The sequence below is a fragment of the Paraburkholderia caledonica genome (genome assembly GCF_000383275.1).
In the GTDB taxonomy this organism is placed as follows: Bacteria; Pseudomonadota; Gammaproteobacteria; order Burkholderiales; family Burkholderiaceae; genus Paraburkholderia; species Paraburkholderia caledonica.
Map to the genome: position 1 here is coordinate 927,204 of NZ_KB911034.1, position 14,916 is coordinate 942,119.

Below are 14,916 nucleotides of genomic sequence, written 5' to 3' on the forward strand. Positions count from 1 at the left end.
ATGACCGTTGCAGCCCTGGCGCTCGAAAACATCACTTGCACGTTCGCTGCGCGCGACAACCGCGCGCAACGCTACACGGCGGTCAAGGACACCACGTTGAGAATCGCGCCAGGCGAGTTCGTCTCCGTGGTGGGCCCGACCGGCTGCGGTAAATCCACGTTGCTCAACGTCGGCGCCGGTTTGCTTGGGCCGTCGTCGGGCTCGGTCAGCGTATTTGGCGAGCCGTTGAAGGGCATCAACCGGCGCGCGGGTTACATGTTCCAGGCCGACGCATTGATGCCGTGGCGCTCTGCTATCGACAATGTGCTCGCGGGCCTTGCATTTCACGGTGTGCCGCAAGCCGAGGCGCGCGAGAAGGCCGACGAATGGCTCAAGCGCGTGGGCCTCGGCGGCTTTGGCGACCGTTATCCGCACCAGTTGTCGGGCGGCATGCGAAAGCGCGTGGCGATGGCGCAGACGCTGATTCTCGATCCGGACATCATCCTGATGGACGAACCGTTTTCGGCGCTCGATATCCAGACGCGTCAGCTGATGGAAAACGAGTTGCTCGAGCTGTGGGCGGCCAAACGCAAGGCAGTGCTCTTCATCACGCACGATCTCGACGAGGCGATCGCGATGTCCGACCGCGTGGTCGTTCTGTCGGCGGGGCCGGGCACGCATCCCATCGGCGAATTCACGATCGACTTGCCGCGTCCGCGCGACGTCGCGGAAATCCGCTCGCATCCGCGCTTCGTCGAATTGCACGCGCAAATCTGGAGCGTGCTGCGCGACGAGGTGCTCAAGGGCTATCAGCAACAACTGAGCGCCGTCTAATGACCGTTGGCGCGCGTCACGTTTTACGTCTATCAATCGTCTAAGGCAAACCGAGTCATGTGGAAGACGTTGCGCCCTAACCGGGCGAATCTGGTGATCTGGCAATGGCTGCTGCTCGTGCTGTGCTTCGTGCTCTGGTACGTGCTGACGAGCCCGACGCTCTTGCCGGCGTTTTATTTCGACGACCCGAACAAGGCAGCGTTCTTCTTCGGCGAACCGCAAAAAGTGCTGCTGCGAATCTGGGAGTGGTTCACGACCGGCGAGATTTATCTGCACCTGTGGATCACGCTGCTCGAGACCGTGCTCGCGTTTGCGTTCGGTACGGCGCTCGGTCTTGGTGTCGGTTTGTGGCTTGCGCTGTCGCCGCTCGCGAGCGCGCTATTCGATCCGTATATCAAGGCCGCGAACTCGATGCCGCGCGTGATTCTCGCGCCGATCTTCGGCGTGTGGTTCGGTCTCGGCATCTGGTCGAAAGTCGCGTTGGGCGTCACGTTGGTGTTCTTTATCGTGTTCTTCAACGTGTATCAGGGCGTGAAGGAAGTGAGCCCGGTCGTGCTCGCCAACGCGCGCATGCTCGGTGCGAACGGCAAGCAACTGCTGCGTTTCGTCTATTTGCCGAGCGCGATGAGCTGGGTGTTTTCGAGCTTGCATACGTCGGTGGGCCTGGCCTTCGTCGGCTCGGTGGTGGGCGAGTATCTCGGCTCGGCGCGCGGCGTCGGCTACCTGATTCTGCAAGCCGAAGGCACCTTCGACATCAACACGGTGTTTGCCGGCATCCTGGTGTTGACCGCGTTCGCGCTGGTGCTCGACGCGATCGTCGGCGTCGGGGAAAGGCATCTGATGAAGTGGCAGCCGAAAACCGGCGATACCGAAAAGCTCTAGCAATCGCAAACGCCGCCGAAAAGAAAAACAGCGTGTGAGCTGAAGAGCCACACGCTGTTTTATTTTGCCGAACGCCCAGTGGTCTGCTGCGCGCCCGCAGCCCTACCGTAGCCACGGGGCGCCGACAGTCATGGCGTAATCACCACCTTGCCGATCACCCGGCGCTCGGCCATATCGCGCAGCGCGCGCCCCGTTTCTTCGAGCGGGTAGCGCGCCGACACGTAAGGTTCTAGCTTGCCTTCGCCTATCCAGCCGACCATCTGTTCGAACGCGGCATGATTGCGCTCGGGCTCGCGCTTCGCGAAATCTCCCCAGAACACGCCGACCACGCTTGCGCCTTTGAGCAACGTCAGATTGAGCGGCAGCTTTGGAATCTCGCCGTTCGCAAAACCCACCACCAGATAGCGCCCGCGCCAACCGATGCTGCGAAACGCCGGCTCCGTATAGACGCCGCCGACCGGGTCGTAGATCACGTCTGGACCGCGGCCGTCGGTGAGTGCCTTGATGCGCTCGCGCAAGTCTTCGGTGCTGTAGTTGATCGTCGCGTCCGCCCCATGCTTTTTGCATATGCTCAGCTTTTCGTCGCTTGAAGCGGCCGCGATCACGCGAGCGCCGAGCGCCTTGCCGATTTCGACAGCCGCGAGGCCGACACCGCCTGCCGCGCCTAGCACGAGCATCGTCTCGCCAGCTTGCAACGCGGCGCGATCCACGACCGCATGGTGCGAGGTGCCATACGCCAGCGTGAACGCCGCAGCCAGTTCGAAGTCGACGCCGTCCGCGAGCGGAACGCATGCCGACGCGCTCGCTACGGCCTGCTCCGCGAAGCCGCCCGAACCGGTGAACGCGACCACGCGCGAGCCCGACGTCAACTGCGTGACGCCCGCGCCGACCGCGCGCACGATTCCCGCGACCTCGGAGCCGGGTGTGAAGGGCAGCGGCGGTTTGAACTGATACTTGTTCTCGATGATCAGCACATCGGGAAAGTTGACGGAGGCGGCCTTCACGTCGATCACGACCTGCCCGGCCTCGGGCAAAAGCTCCGGCAGGTTCTCTACGGTGAGGGTTTCGGGCGGCCCATATTGATTGCAGCGAATCGCGCGCATCGTGTCTCCATTCGGTCGGGGTTCACAGTCGCTTCGAGTGTAAAGCATCCGTACGACCGTACGTTTATCTCCTTTGGGCGGGCACGCAGGTCGCGTTGCTGCAAGCCTCGTGCGCCTTGTGGCGAGCCCAGCGCCTGCGCTTTGCGTGGTGCGCGCAACACCCCGGTCGTGTCGTTCGCGCGCCTTCTTTCCTCGGTTACAATCGCCGCATGCGAATTCTACTCAGCAACGACGACGGTTATCTGGCGCCCGGCCTTGCCGCGCTTTACGAAGCGCTCAAGCCGCTCGCGGACGTCACCGTGATGGCACCCGAACAGAACTGCAGCGGCGCGTCCAATTCTCTGACGTTGTCGCGGCCGCTTTCGGTGCTGCGCTCGGCCAATGGTTTCTACTACGTGAACGGCACGCCTACCGACTCCGTGCACATCGCGCTGACGGGCATGTTCGACCACACGCCCGATCTCGTCGTGTCGGGTATCAACAACGGTCAGAACATGGGCGAAGACACGCTCTATTCGGGCACCGTCGCGGCCGCTACGGAAGGCATCATGTTCGGTGTGCCGGCCATCGCCTTCTCGCTGGTCGACAAGGACTGGGTGCATCTCGAAGACGCGGTGCGCGTCGCCGCAGAGATCGTCGCGCACTATCTTGCACATCCGCTGCCGGGGCATCCGCTTCTGAACGTCAATATTCCGAACCTGCCGTACGAGCAATTGCGCAGCTGGCATATCACGCGTCTTGGCAAGCGGCACCCGTCCCAGCCTGTCATCCGCCAGACTAATCCGCGCGGCGAGCCGATCTACTGGATCGGACCGTCGGGCAGCGCCCGCGATGCTAGCGAAGGGACTGATTTCCACGCAGTCGCCAACGGTCATGTGTCGATCACGCCGCTGCAACTGGATCTGACCCACACGCAGATGTTGCCGGCGGCGCGCGACTGGGCGCGCGCGGGTAGCGGCGCTTCATGACGAGCGAGCGCGCGAAGCGCTTCCCGCTCGGTCTCGAAGATCTGGTGCGCGAGCCGCGCCGGCCGGAAGGCCGTCCGGGCGAGGTACGCGCTGCAGCACTTGCCGCAAGTGCTACGCTCAATGCGCGGCAACAGCCCGCCAGGAATCTGCAGCCCGGTGTAGCGGGCAAACCGCAGTCGAAGCAAGGTCGAGTGCAGGCGCCGGTCCCGGCAAAGTCGCCGGCCGGTGGGCAGGCGAGGCCACAAGTCATGACGTCGCCAAAGCCGCTCGCCGCGCCCGCGCCAGCAGCGAAAACGTCGGCGAGGCCTGTCGTGCAAAGTGCGACCGTGCGGCCGTCGTCATTGGGCAGAACCGCTGCGCCAGCATCGGCACCGGCGCCCGCGCGAGTGCCAGCCAAACCGGCTGCGCAATTGGCGTCGTCGGCAAAACCCGCAAGCCGGCCGGCAGAGCGCAGTGCAGCGCCGAACGTCGCTTTGAACGGGGCCATGGCGTTGACCTCGGAACGGGTTCGCGAACGCATGGTCGAACGCCTGCGTGCGAACGGCGTTACCGATCAGCGCGTGTTGAATGCGATGTCGGTCGTGCCGCGCCACATGTTCGTCGACCCGGGTCTCGCGGTTCAGGCCTACGAAGATGCGGCGCTGCCGATCGGGCATCACCAGACTATCTCGAAGCCGTCGGTGGTCGCGCGAATGATCGAACTCGCGGCGGCGGGCCGCACGCTGACCAACGTGCTCGAAATCGGCACGGGTTGCGGTTATCAGGCGGCGGTGCTGAGCCAGGTCGCGCGCGAGGTGTATTCGATCGAACGGATCAAGCCGTTGTCCGAGCGCGCGAAGACAAACTTGCGTCCGCTGCGAATTCCGAACATCCGGCTGCACTATGGCGACGGGCGTTTGGGTCTGCCGTCGGCGGCGCCGTTCGACGCCATTCTGATCGCCGCCGCGGGCCTCGACGTACCGCAAGCATTACTTGAACAACTCGCGATCGGCGGCCGTCTGATCGCGCCGGTCGGCTCGCAGGAAGGTCAGAGCCAGGTACTGACGCTCGTCGAGCGTCTCGGACCGGCGCAGTGGCGCGAGTCGCGGCTTGATCGCGTTTTCTTTGTACCCTTAAAATCCGGAGTGATTTGACACCGATGAGTATGTTGCGCGCGATGCAAAGAACCAGTCTGAATATCCCTATGTCCGTAACCCAGCGCAGCGTGTGCGTGCTCGCCTTGTCCCTGTTGATGACAGCTTGTGCATCCCGGCTCGATCAGGCGCCGGTCGTCGACCGCTCCGGCGGCAATGTGCTCAGCACGCAAGCTGCGCAGCAGTCGCCGGTGCCGCTCGGGCCGCCGCCGCCGGGCTACTACCGCGTGAAGCCCGGTGACACGCTGTATCGGATCGCACTCGAGAACGGCCAGAACTACCGTGACATTTCCGCGTGGAACAATCTCACGAACCCGAATCAGATCGAGGTGGATCAACTGCTGCGCGTCGTACCGCCGGGCGCGAATACCGCCGCGTTGACGCCGGGCGTGACGACCGCGCCCATCGGCAGCACCGGCGCAGTGCAGGGCGCGCCGCTGAACGGCACGTCGCCGTCCGCAGGTGGTGCGGCCGGCGTCGCCGCGCCGCCGATCTACGGTACGACTGCGAACAACGCTGCGCTCACGCCGCCGTCCAGTACAGGTGCGGCAGGTGCGGCGAGCGATTCGAGCGCCGGCGCATCCGGCAACGTGAACTTCGCGTGGCCGGTTCGTGGTCCGTTGCTCGGTACATTTAACGATTCGACAAACAAAGGTGTCAACATTGGCGGCGCGGCGGGCGATGCAGTGAAGGCCTCCGCCGACGGCCGCGTGGTTTATGCCGGAAATGGGCTGCGTGGTTACGGCAATCTCATTATCATCAAGCATGATGCAACTTATCTCACCGCATATGCACACAACCGCTCTTTGATGGTAAAAGAGGGGGACGCGGTAACGAAAGGGCAGAAAATCGCCGAGATGGGTAACAGCGATTCAGACCGCGTCATGTTGCATTTCGAAGTTCGCCGACAGGGTAAACCTGTCGACCCACTGAAGTATTTGCCGCCGCAATAAGCGATACGACCATGCCGAAATCGAAGCGCCGCCTGCCGCAAGCCGAATCTGAAACGATCAGCGATGCCACGTCCGCTTCGGTGGACGAAAGCGGCGCTTCCGAAGCGGAAGAAGAGACTGTTGAAGAACGCGAACTCGACGAGCGTCAAAGCGCGGAAGAAGGCGGCGACGCGCGCGAAGGCGCGGCTGAGGTCGTGCCCGACGCCGACGACTTCCGCGCGCTGCTGCAGGCCGAGCTGACGGCCGACACGATCCAGCATTATCTGAACCGCATCAGCGTAAAGCCGCTCCTCACCGTCGAAGAGGAGCAGAAGTACTCCCGTCTTGCGAAGGCGGGCGAGTTCGAAGCACGGCAGGTAATGATCGAGCGCAATCTGCGGCTTGTCGTCAGCATCGCTAAGGGTTATCTGAACCGCGGCGTGCCGCTGCTCGATCTGATCGAAGAGGGCAACCTCGGCCTGATGCATGCCATCGAAAAATTCGATCCCACGCGCGGCTTCCGGTTTTCCACTTACGCGACGTGGTGGATCCGACAGAGCATCGAGCGCGCGATCATGAACCAGGCGCGCACCGTGCGCTTGCCGGTGCACGTGATTCGCGAGCTCAATCAGGTGCTGCGTGCAAAGCGCCATCTGGAAAAAAATTCGATGAATTCGGGCGAAGCAGCCGAGCGCCGCGACGCCAGCATCGACGACATTGCGTATCTGACTGGTAAGACCACTGACGAAGTCACTGACATTCTCGCGCTGAACGAGCACACGGCGTCGCTCGACGCACCGCTCGATCTCGATCCCGCCAGCAGCCTGCTCGATCTGTTGTCCGATGACCAGAGCCAGTCGCCGGACGCGGAGGTCCAGCATCGGGAACTGGAAACGCTCACGCGCGCGTGGCTTGCACGCTTGTCGGACAAGCACCGTCATGTGATCGAACGCCGGTTCGGCCTGAACCACATCGAGCCCGCCACGCTCGAAGAACTCGCCGATGAAATGGGCCTCACGCGCGAGCGTGTGCGCCAGATCCAACAAGAAGCGCTCGTGCGCTTGAAGCGCTTTTTCGCCTCTAACGGCGTTCGGAAAGACGCCGTTCTCTAACCAGATGACACCGATTCTTGTTTTCGACATCGAGACGATTCCCGATGTCGCCGGCATCCGCCGCCTCGAAGATTTGCCCGCCACAATGAGCGACGCCGAAGTCGCCGAGCATGCGTTCGCTGCCCGCCGCGACAAGACGGGCAGCGATTTTCTACCGCATCATCTGCAACGGATCGCCGCAATTTCCTGTGTGTTCCGCGACAACAACGGTTTTCGCGTGCGCTCGCTCGGCACGCTGGAAGACGGCGAAGCGGCGCTCGTGCAGTCGTTTTATCGCGTGATCGAGAAGTACACGCCGCAGCTCGTGTCGTGGAACGGCGGGGGCTTCGACTTGCCGGTGCTGAACTATCGCGCGCTCGTCAACGGGATACCCGCCTACCGGTTCTGGGATCTCGGCGAGGACGACCGCGAGTTCAAGTGGAACAACTACATCAGCCGCTATCATGCGCGCCACACCGATCTGATGGACGTGCTCGCGATGTACCAGGCGCGCGCCAACGCGCCGCTCGACGCGCTGGCGAAGATGTGCGGCTTTCCCGGCAAGATGGGCATGGACGGCAGCCAGGTGTGGCATGCGTATCAGGAAGGGCGGATTGAGGAAATCCGCAATTACTGCGAGACCGACGTCGTCAATACGTATCTGCTCTATTGCCGCTTTCAGCTCATTCGCGGCGCATTTTCCGCCGCGGAATACGCCGACGAGATCAATCTAGTCAAGAACGCACTGGCGCTCGAAACGGCGCCACAATGGGCGGAGTATCTTGCAGCGTTCGAACAGTAGCGCTGCAGGCGGTGCTGGCGATGCGCGTGGGGTGAGGGCGTCGCCCGGCGCTTCGTCTACAATCTCGCCTTTCCCCAAAGTTTGCCAGGAAGTAGCAGGTGTCCCGAACTGCCCCCCACCGTCGCTCGCCGAAGCGCCCGTCGAAATATCATAAGACGCCCGCTCCGGCGCCAGCGCTCGTCATTACCGGCAATGAACCGGTCATTGAAATCGTTTCGCTCGATATGGAAGCCCGCGGCGTCGGCCGCATGGAGAGCGAGGACGGCACGCCCGGCAAGGTGGTCTTCGTCGAAGGCGCGCTGCCCGGTGAGCGCGTGAGCTACTCGACACATCGCAGCAAGCCTAAATTCGAGCAGGCCGAAGTCGTCCAGGTATTCCGCGAAAGCGTGATGCGGACCAAGCCGAAGTGTGTGTACTTCGACATTTGCGGCGGCTGTTCGATGCAGCATCTGGATATTCGCGCGCAAGTCGCGGTCAAGCAGCGCGTGCTCGAGGACAACCTTCAGCATCTGGCGAAGCTGCGCCCCGAAACGGTGTTCAGGCCGATTCACGGGCCGGCTTGGGGCTATCGCTACCGCGCGCGTCTCGCGGTGCGTTTTCTGCCGGAAAAAGGCGGCATGCGCATCGGCTTTCACGAGAAGAAAAGCAGCTACATCGCGGATATGAAAACCTGCGAAGTGCTGCCGGCGCATGTGTCAGCCATGCTGATGCCGCTGCGCTTCATGGTGCGCAAGCTGTCCATTTACGATCGCATGCCGCAACTGGAACTGGCGGTCGGGTCGTCGGTGACGGCGCTCGTCGTGCGCAACCTGGAGCCGTTGACTCCTGCTGACGAGCAGGTGCTGCGCGAATTCGCCGACGAGCACAAGGTCCAGTTCTGGATTCAGCCGGGCGGACCCGAAACCGTCACGCCTCTCTATCCACTCGATGTGCAGCTCGACTACACGCTGCCGGAATACGACATCCGGATGCCGTTCAAGCCGACTGACTTCACGCAGGTGAATCACGCGATCAACCGCGTGCTCGTGAGCCGCGCGCTACGCCTGCTGGCGCCGGCGCGCAGCGACCGCGTGCTCGACCTGTTCTGCGGCATCGGCAACTTCACGCTGCCGCTCGCGCGTGTCGCGAAGGAAGTAGTGGGTATCGAAGGCAGCGAAGTGCTGACCTCGCGCGCGCTCGCCAACGCGGAGCTGAATGGCGTGGCGGCGCACACGTCGTTCGCGTGCCGCAATCTTTTCGAAGTTACCGCCGACGACATTCGCGCGCTCGGCCACTTCGACAAGTTCCTGATCGACCCGCCGCGCGAAGGTGCGCTCGCGGTCGCGAAAGCTTTGGCGGAGATTGCTCAGAGCGGCGACGGGCCGCTGCCGCAGCGTATTGTCTACGTGTCCTGCAACCCGTCGACGCTTGCGCGCGACTCCGGTCTGCTCGTGCATGAGGCGGGCTATCGGCTAGTGGGTGCGGGTGTCGTCAACATGTTCCCGCACACGTCGCATGTGGAGTCGATTGCGTTGTTCGAGCGCGATTGACGAAGCGCGAACGCAGAACGCATCAGCGAACGCATAGACCGACGCTTGGATCCACCGCGCAAAGCAAAACGCCACGACTTACGTCGTGGCGTTTTTCACTTGCAGCCGATGTTTCAGCGTGCCGCGCGGCTTAGAACTGCCACCACGACTTTTCCTTACCCGGCCTTGCATGACCCGTGATGTACGGGCTGTCGGGGAAGGTGCCGGCCAGGACGCGCTTCGTGTCGTCGGCCAGTTGCGGCTGGTTCAGCTTCTCGTACGACAGCATCATGATGTGCAGTGCGTCTTCGATAGCGGGTGCGTTCTTGTATTCCTTCAACGCGAGTTGCGCGCGGTTGATCGCAGCCACATAGGCGCCGCGGCGGTAGTAGTAGTCTGCCGCGTGGACTTCGTGAGACGCGAGCGCGTTCACGATGTAGCGCATGCGCTGTGCGGCGTCGGGCGCGTATTTGCTGTTCGGGTAACGGTCGACGACGACCTTGAACGCGTCGTACGACTCACGCAGCGACTTCGGATCGCGCTCGCTCATGTCCTGACCGGAGAAGCGGCCGAAGAGACCTAGGTCGTCGTTGAAGTGGATCATGCCCTTCAGGTAGTACGCATACGCGATGTCCGGGTGATCCGGGTGCAGCTGGATGAAGCGGTCGATAGCCTGGTCGGCGGCCGCGGCTTCATTGTCTTTCCAGTTGCAATACGCAACGTTGATCTGCGCCTGCTGCGCGAAGTGGCCGAACGGGTCACGGCCTTCGAGCATTTCGAAGTATTTCGCGCACTTGCCGAAATCGCCGCCGCTCAAGGCGTCGTTCGCCTCCGTATATAATTTGTTGTTGTTCCACGTTGCCGTTTCGTCGGTCTTCTCCGGCAGGCCGTGGCAAGCCGCAACAACCGCGACGGCTGCGGCACACGCAATGTATCCGGCCACTTTCCGGGCCGCGTTCTTCATGGCCTTCAAATTGATCGCCGCTTTAGTGATGGTGTTCAAGGCTCGCATTTTCCAGTCTAGCTTTACGTCCAGGTGACCCAGACTCAATGACCCGCTCAAATACTCCAGGCGCTGCAACCGGTGCCGGGAATAGCAACGAAGATTATAACGTAAGCGCCGACCCCTCCGACGCGTTGGGCGCCGATTCGCTCGACGACGATCTCGGCGTCGACGCGCTCGGCGAGGCCCGCGCGGCGAGCACGATACCCACCGTGGCGAACCGTGTCGCCGACGAAACCCCGCGCCATGTCGTGGTGCCCGACGAACTGGCGGGCGAGCGCCTCGACAAGGTGCTCGCGCGCGTGTTCCCCGAGTTTTCGCGTAACCGGCTTCAAAGCTGGATCGAGGCGGAGCGCGTGCGCATCGACGGCAAGCCCGCGAAAATCCGCCAGCCGGTTCCGCTCGGCGCGACGATCGAACTCGTGCCGGATCTGCTGCCCGAACAGCTCGCGTTCACGCCTGAACCGGTGCCGCTGGAAATCGTCTACGAAGACGACACGCTCGTGGTCATCAACAAGCCGGCCGGCATGGTCGTGCATCCCGCGGCCGGCAACTGGAGCGGCACGATGCTGAACGGTCTGCTGTACCGTTACGGCGACGCGGCGGCGGGCTTGCCGCGCGCGGGCATCGTGCATCGGCTGGACAAGGAAACGTCAGGGCTGATGGTGGTTGCGCGCACGCTCGAAGCGCAGACCGACCTCGTGCGCCAGTTGCAGGCGCGCACGGTGAAGCGCCGCTATCTCGCGCTCGTGTGGGGCAACATGCCCGAAGAAGGCACGATCGACGCGCCGATCGGCCGCGATCCGCGCGAGCGTACCCGCATGGCAGTGGTCACCGGCGCATCGGGCAAACCGGCGCGCACCCATTTCCGGCGCGTCGATACGGCGATCTGGCAGCGTCAGCCGGTTACCGCGATCCACTGCGATCTGGAAACCGGCCGTACGCATCAGATCCGCGTGCACTGCGCGCACATCGGCCACCCGCTGCTCGGCGATCCTGTCTATGGCCGCGCCCGCGGCAAGCGTTCTGTTACGCCGCTGCCGGGCGAGTTCGCGCGTCAGGCGCTGCATGCATGGCGCCTCGGTCTGATTCACCCGAAAACCGGCCGCACGATGCAATGGCGCGCCGACGTGCCCGAGGACATCGCGGCGCTGTCGGCGGCGCTCGGTCTCGGCCGCGACGATGCGGGCGAGTTCGACGAGACGTACTATGAAGAAGACGGCTACGAAGCGTCGCTTGGCGAGGAGATGGACGACCTCGATGAGCACGATGAAGACGACGCAGCCGCGGACCATTCAGAGCAAGACGAGGACGATCGCGCATGACGAGCCTGCCGCAACTGAGCTTTGCCGATGTCGTGCAACCCGCCTGGAACGTGGCGCCGCGTGTCCGTGCGCTCGTCACCACGCGCGACGGCGGCGTGAGCGAGCCGCCGTTCGGACGTTGGCGCGACGGCGCGGACCAGCCCGGCGGCCTGAATCTCGGGATGAAATCCGGTGACGATCCGGCGGCCGTCGCCGCCAATCGCGCGCGGCTCCTGGAACTAGCTGGCTTGACTGAGGCAGCGTGGCTCGATCAGGTTCACGGAGCGCGCATCGTGCGTGCAGAAGACGCGCTTCGTGAAACGCGCGCGAGCGGTGCGCCGGCGCAGGCTGACGCGAGCGTCGCCGATCGCGCGGGCGTCGCGTGCGTCGTGATGATCGCCGACTGCATGCCGGTGCTGTTGTGCGACGAAGCGGGGCGCGCAGTCGGCGCAGCGCATGCGGGATGGCGCGGACTCGCGGCAGGCATCGTGGAGCAAACGGCGCAGCGCGTCGCGGACCTCGCCGGCGTGCAAGCGGGCGAGTTGCACGCGTACCTCGGACCGTGCATTGGACCGGAGTCGTTCGAAGTAGGTGCGGACGTGCGTGACGCCTTCATGAACGGCACGGACGAAAGCGGGCGCGAGGCCACGTCGAGTGCTTTCGTCGAACATCCTCGAAACGCCGGCAAATATCTTGCGGACCTTCCTGCGCTGGCGCGCTTGCGTTTGCAGCGGCTCGGCGTGACGCGCATTGCCGTCGGCGATCTGTGCACGGTCACGCAACGTGAGCGGTTCTATTCGTATCGTCGCGATCGGGAGACCGGCCGGATGGCCGCCTTGATCTGGCTCGACGATCAGGCACAAACACTCGGTGACTGACGTTCAGCGACTGACCCGCTGTGTGATCCGAGGCCTAACGATATGACGACTAACGTGCGGCCTCGGCACACGGCGATCGTTCGCACGGGTCGCACGTCGCGCTATTTATGAGCATACGTCTGCCCGTTTCCCATAGCGGGAACTACGCTTTTTGCTGCGCTGCCGGAACCTGATCGAGTCGATAAACCAGCTGCGATTCAGCGCTGTGCTGCGCTTAATAAATGTGATTAAAGCGCCGTAGAACGCGAGCTTTTTTGCAGATCCGCCATGCGTTTGACATATGGCCGAAAATCACGTCAGGCGATACAGGGAAAACGATAATTAAAAAACTATCGCACTGCGGCAAAATCGGGAACAAGCATTGACATGCCTTGCGATGGGGAGCAAGAATGTTTCTCACAGCTCCTCGTACATGGGACAGGGCGTGACGAGGGCGCGAGCGATCGCCCACGTGCGCATGAACCTGCCTCTCAACCGTCCGCAAGGACTTACCGGTCAAAAGCAGGTATGGCAGCTTCTCATTCCTCAGCTTCCCCCAGCACCGACTCCTCGAAGGAGCAAACGCAGCAGGCCGAAACGAGCGGAGCTACACCGGCCGCGGGCATGCAGCAATTTTTTGACGCCTGGTTAAATGCGTGGCGCGCGCTCGGCGCGGCGCCCGGTGGCAACGGCACGCCGTTCGCCATGCCGCAGGTTCCTCCAGCGCAAGGCGCGGCACCCTGGAGCTTGCCGCAAATGCCGTCGTTTTCAGGAGCATTTCCTGGAACATTCCCAGCGTCGTTTCCTGGACTCGGGTCTTTCCCCGGCTTCCCAGGCATGCCTGACTTCAGCAAGCTGGCAGCGGGTGCGATGCCAGCCATGCCGTCGTTGGCAGGCTTGAATATGCCAGCCGCGGCGATTCCCCCCGAGCGTCTGCAGAAACTGCAAGCCGACTACACGCGCGAAGCAATGGTCCTGCTTCAGCAGGCGAGCGGCAACGGCGCGGCACCGAAGGCGCCCGAACTCAAGGACCGCCGCTTCAGTTCGGACGCATGGAGTTCCACGCCGGCCTTCGCATTCACCGCCGCCTGGTATCTGCTGAACGCGCGCTATCTGCAGGAAATGGTCGACGCGCTGGAAGCCGAACCGAAAGTACGCGAGCGCATCCGTTTCGCAGTTCAGCAATGGACGGCCGCCGCATCGCCGAGCAACTTCCTCGCGTTGAATCCCGAGGCGCAAAAAACCTTGCTGGAAAGCCATGGCGAGAGCTTGCGTCAAGGCGTGATGAATCTGCTTACGGACATGCAGCGCGGCAAGATTTCGCAAACAGACGAATCGCGCTTCGTGGTCGGCGAAAATCTCGCGACCACCGAAGGCTCGGTCGTTTTCGAAAACGAGCTGATGCAGCTGATTCAGTACAAGCCGCGCACGGCGACCGTACGCGAGCGTCCGTTGCTGATCGTGCCGCCTTGCATCAACAAGTACTACATTCTCGACCTGCAGCCGGAGAACTCGCTGGTCGCACATGTGCTCGATTCGGGACATCAGGTGTTTCTGATTTCCTGGCGTAACGCGGATGCGTCGATCGCCCATAAAACGTGGGACGACTACGTCGGTGAAGGCGTTCTCACGGCATTGGAAACGGTGAGCCGGATCAGCGGGCGCGAGCAGATCAACACGCTCGGCTTCTGCGTAGGCGGCACGCTGCTCGCCACGGCGCTCGCGGTGGCCGCGGCGCGCGGCGAACATCCGGCTGCGTCCATGACGCTGCTCACCGCGATGCTCGACTTCTCCGATACGGGCGTACTCGATATCTTCGTCGACGAAGCGCATGTGCAGATGCGCGAGCAGACCATCGGCGGCAAGAACGGTACGCCGCCGGGACTGATGCGCGGGGTCGAATTCGCCAACGCGTTTTCGTTCCTGCGGCCGAACGACCTCGTGTGGAACTACGTGGTCGACAATTATCTGAAGGGACGCACGCCGGTGCCGTTCGACCTGCTGTACTGGAACAGCGACTCGACAAGCCTGCCGGGCCCCATGTATGTCTGGTATCTGCGCAATACGTACCTCGAAAACCGTCTGCGCGAGCCAGGCGCGCTGACTACTTGCGGCGAGCCGGTGGACCTGTCGAAGGTCGACGTGCCCACCTTCATCTACGGTTCGCGCGAAGACCATATCGTGCCGTGGCAAACGGCTTATGCGTCGGTGCCGCTCCTCACCGGTCCGTTGAAGTTCGTACTCGGCGCGTCGGGTCATATCGCCGGCGTGATCAATCCGCCCGCGAAAAAGAAACGCAGTTACTGGACGCTCGACGGTGAAACCGCGGAATTGCCGGAAACGCCCGACGAATGGCTCGGCGCGGCGAAAGAAGTGCCCGGCAGCTGGTGGCCCGAGTGGACCACATGGCTCGATCAGTACGGCGGCAAGAAGGTGAAGCCGCGTGCGGCGGCGGGCTCCCAGGAGTTCCCGGTAATCGAGCCGGCACCGGGGCGGTACGTGCGGCAGCGCGAGTGAGGT

Annotated in this window: 13 protein-coding genes; 11 read left to right on the forward strand and 2 right to left on the reverse strand. The window is 63.0% G+C overall.

The genetic code is table 11. The features are described from left to right. Positions 1-813 carry an ABC transporter ATP-binding protein gene (locus H281_RS0104325; RefSeq protein WP_020065851.1) on the forward strand — a complete coding sequence of 271 codons (813 nt, stop codon included), beginning with the start codon at positions 1-3 and terminating at the stop codon, positions 811-813. Positions 814-870: 57 nt separating this feature from the next. After that, complete coding sequence (locus H281_RS0104330; protein ID WP_020065852.1) at positions 871-1,695, forward strand: ABC transporter permease; 825 nt, start codon at positions 871-873, stop codon at positions 1,693-1,695. 128 nt (positions 1,696-1,823) lie between these two features. Here H281_RS0104330 and H281_RS0104335 read toward each other — a convergent pair whose 3' ends face one another. Then, positions 1,824-2,798, reverse strand: coding sequence for an NADPH:quinone oxidoreductase family protein (locus H281_RS0104335; RefSeq protein ID WP_020065853.1), 975 nt, complete (start codon positions 2,796-2,798; stop codon positions 1,824-1,826). A gap of 209 nt (positions 2,799-3,007) precedes the next feature. Here H281_RS0104335 and surE point away from each other — a divergent pair, with 209 nt between their 5' ends. The 6 genes from surE (at position 3,008) to rlmD (ending at position 9,253) form a co-directional block, all read left to right on the forward strand. Then, positions 3,008-3,766 (forward strand): 5'/3'-nucleotidase SurE, encoded by a 759-nt coding sequence (gene surE / locus H281_RS0104340; RefSeq protein ID WP_020065854.1) that lies wholly within the window; start codon positions 3,008-3,010, stop codon positions 3,764-3,766. Further along, positions 3,763-4,899, forward strand: a complete 1,137-nt coding sequence (locus H281_RS0104345; RefSeq protein WP_020065855.1) for a protein-L-isoaspartate(D-aspartate) O-methyltransferase — start codon at positions 3,763-3,765, stop codon at positions 4,897-4,899. Before surE ends, H281_RS0104345 begins: the two co-directional genes overlap by 4 nt. 5 nt (positions 4,900-4,904) lie before the next feature. Next, the gene (locus H281_RS0104350) at positions 4,905-5,852 is read left to right on the forward strand and encodes a peptidoglycan DD-metalloendopeptidase family protein (protein ID WP_027804280.1); all 948 of its coding nucleotides are present in this window, start codon (positions 4,905-4,907) and stop codon (positions 5,850-5,852) included. Positions 5,853-5,863: 11 nt separating this feature from the next. Then, the gene (gene rpoS / locus H281_RS0104355; RefSeq protein WP_020065857.1) at positions 5,864-6,943 is read left to right on the forward strand and encodes an RNA polymerase sigma factor RpoS; all 1,080 of its coding nucleotides are present in this window, start codon (positions 5,864-5,866) and stop codon (positions 6,941-6,943) included. Between the two features lie 4 nt (positions 6,944-6,947). Next, entirely contained in the window at positions 6,948-7,724 is a 777-nt protein-coding gene (locus H281_RS0104360; RefSeq protein WP_020065858.1) for a 3'-5' exonuclease, read from the forward strand. A gap of 98 nt (positions 7,725-7,822) precedes the next feature. Then, on the forward strand, positions 7,823-9,253 hold the full coding sequence (gene rlmD, locus H281_RS0104365; protein ID WP_020065859.1) for a 23S rRNA (uracil(1939)-C(5))-methyltransferase RlmD: 1,431 nt from the start codon (positions 7,823-7,825) through the stop codon (positions 9,251-9,253). Positions 9,254-9,383: 130 nt separating this feature from the next. Here rlmD and H281_RS0104370 read toward each other — a convergent pair whose 3' ends face one another. Further along, positions 9,384-10,196 carry an outer membrane protein assembly factor BamD gene (locus H281_RS0104370; protein WP_123282643.1) on the reverse strand — a complete coding sequence of 271 codons (813 nt, stop codon included), beginning with the start codon at positions 10,194-10,196 and terminating at the stop codon, positions 9,384-9,386. A gap of 86 nt (positions 10,197-10,282) precedes the next feature. Here H281_RS0104370 and H281_RS0104375 point away from each other — a divergent pair, with 86 nt between their 5' ends. The 3 genes from H281_RS0104375 to phaC all read left to right on the forward strand — a co-directional run bounded on the left by H281_RS0104375 (position 10,283) and on the right by phaC (position 14,913). Beyond that, positions 10,283-11,560: an RluA family pseudouridine synthase gene (locus H281_RS0104375; RefSeq protein WP_027804282.1), complete on the forward strand. Its 1,278-nt coding sequence runs from the start codon at positions 10,283-10,285 to the stop codon at positions 11,558-11,560. Then, positions 11,557-12,417: a peptidoglycan editing factor PgeF gene (gene pgeF, locus H281_RS0104380; RefSeq protein ID WP_020065862.1), complete on the forward strand. Its 861-nt coding sequence runs from the start codon at positions 11,557-11,559 to the stop codon at positions 12,415-12,417. The genes H281_RS0104375 and pgeF overlap by 4 nt, the downstream gene beginning before the upstream one ends. A gap of 603 nt (positions 12,418-13,020) precedes the next feature. After that, positions 13,021-14,913, forward strand: a complete 1,893-nt coding sequence (gene phaC, locus H281_RS0104385) for a class I poly(R)-hydroxyalkanoic acid synthase (RefSeq protein ID WP_020065863.1) — start codon at positions 13,021-13,023, stop codon at positions 14,911-14,913. The last annotated feature ends 3 nt before the right edge of the window (positions 14,914-14,916 follow it).

What these genes read in the sequence shown, in the direction of transcription:
- H281_RS0104375 (WP_027804282.1), top strand. Translation starts at nt 10,283, where the DNA reads ATGACCCGCTCAAATACTCCAGGCGCTGCAACCGGTGCCGGGAATAGC.
- pgeF (WP_020065862.1), top strand. Translation starts at nt 11,557, where the DNA reads ATGACGAGCCTGCCGCAACTGAGCTTTGCCGATGTCGTGCAACCCGCC.
- H281_RS0104330 (WP_020065852.1), top strand. Translation starts at nt 871, where the DNA reads ATGTGGAAGACGTTGCGCCCTAACCGGGCGAATCTGGTGATCTGGCAA.
- H281_RS0104345 (WP_020065855.1), top strand. Translation starts at nt 3,763, where the DNA reads ATGACGAGCGAGCGCGCGAAGCGCTTCCCGCTCGGTCTCGAAGATCTG.
- phaC (WP_020065863.1), top strand. Translation starts at nt 13,021, where the DNA reads ATGCAGCAATTTTTTGACGCCTGGTTAAATGCGTGGCGCGCGCTCGGC.
- H281_RS0104370 (WP_123282643.1), bottom strand. Translation starts at nt 10,196, where the DNA reads ATGAAGAACGCGGCCCGGAAAGTGGCCGGATACATTGCGTGTGCCGCA.
- surE (WP_020065854.1), top strand. Translation starts at nt 3,008, where the DNA reads ATGCGAATTCTACTCAGCAACGACGACGGTTATCTGGCGCCCGGCCTT.
- H281_RS0104325 (WP_020065851.1), top strand. Translation starts at nt 1, where the DNA reads ATGACCGTTGCAGCCCTGGCGCTCGAAAACATCACTTGCACGTTCGCT.
- H281_RS0104335 (WP_020065853.1), bottom strand. Translation starts at nt 2,798, where the DNA reads ATGCGCGCGATTCGCTGCAATCAATATGGGCCGCCCGAAACCCTCACC.
- H281_RS0104360 (WP_020065858.1), top strand. Translation starts at nt 6,948, where the DNA reads ATGACACCGATTCTTGTTTTCGACATCGAGACGATTCCCGATGTCGCC.
- rpoS (WP_020065857.1), top strand. Translation starts at nt 5,864, where the DNA reads ATGCCGAAATCGAAGCGCCGCCTGCCGCAAGCCGAATCTGAAACGATC.
- H281_RS0104350 (WP_027804280.1), top strand. Translation starts at nt 4,905, where the DNA reads ATGAGTATGTTGCGCGCGATGCAAAGAACCAGTCTGAATATCCCTATG.